This is a genomic window from Mesorhizobium sp. M1312, assembly GCF_040318115.1.
Classification (GTDB): domain Bacteria; phylum Pseudomonadota; class Alphaproteobacteria; order Rhizobiales; family Rhizobiaceae; genus Mesorhizobium.
Window position 1 is genome coordinate 1 of sequence record NZ_JAMYLQ010000092.1, and the last position, 1,142, is coordinate 1,142.

General features: G+C 52.5%; 1 protein-coding gene. It reads left to right on the top strand.

The window, feature by feature from the left end; translation table 11 throughout:
• Positions 1–258: 258 nt before the first annotated feature.
• Positions 259–1,142 (top strand): aminotransferase class V-fold PLP-dependent enzyme (locus tag NKH36_RS34645; RefSeq protein ID WP_352966303.1); only part of this gene is annotated, 884 nt, incomplete at its 3' end.

The following is a 1,142-nucleotide window of genomic DNA, read 5'->3' on the forward strand; positions in this document are numbered from 1 at the left end:
AACTGCTCGCTTCCGTGCATATTAGCCTCACTTCCACATTGATCAAGCCATAATATGATCCGATCAGCGAAGCCCTTTGCTCATTCCGGTGGTAGACCCATTGTCCTTAATGAACCCAGGCCCCAAAGTTCGGTCGCCCGCAAGGTGGCCCGACGGGTTCTCAATCAAAGGCAATTTTGTTGCTTTATGAATGTCGAAATTGGGCGATCTGAGTAGCTTCTGCAATCTCTACACGCGAACACGGGTCTGATGACGAGCATGACGAAACACTTTCTTCCCCTGGACCTTCTCCATCAGGAGTTCCCGGCCACTAAAAACGCCGTTTACATGGATGTTGCAAATCAGGGGCTCATATCCAAAACTACACGCGCCTCTATGGATGAGCATCTCGACAATAGACTGAATGGTCTAAATGACGAACAAGGTATGATGGAACTTGTCGAGCGCACTCGATCTAGATTCGCCGAATTCATTGGTGCCGATAACGATGAAGTTGCTGTTATTAAGAACGCATCGGAAGGCATCAACATAATTGGAAACGCGATTTCTTGGATGCCTGGAGACAATGTTGTCCTGTGCCGGCAATTGGAGCACGCAAACAACATCTTGCCGTGGCTCCAACTCCGGGACAGGTACCGAATTGAACTTCGGATTGTAGAAGCTGATGGCGGTGCAATCCCATGCGATGCAGTTGTCAAAGCTATCGATGCTCGCACCCGTGTCGTCACGGTATCAACGGTGACCATGATCCCAGGCTTTAAGACAGTGATGGAGCCGATTGCCGAAGCTTGCAAGCACGTCGGCGCCTTCCTCTTGGCCGACGCATCCCAATCCGTTGGTATCCTCCACACTGATGTCACTCGGCTGGGGGTAGATGGTTTGGTGGCGTCAACCTACAAGGGATTGATGGGTCTCTACGGGCTGGGCTTTCTGTACTGCCGCCAGGAATGGGCGGATCGCCTAAGCCCTGCCTACCTTGCGCGTTTCAGTGTCGACATGGGGAATGCACCAGAATCTGCACCCATATTCGATACGGTAAAGTTGCGCGCCGGCGCGCCCCGCTTTGAAATCGGCCACTACAACTTTCCAGGCGTAATCGCGGCCTACGCGTCGATGGGCCAATTGCTGGAAATCGGCACGCC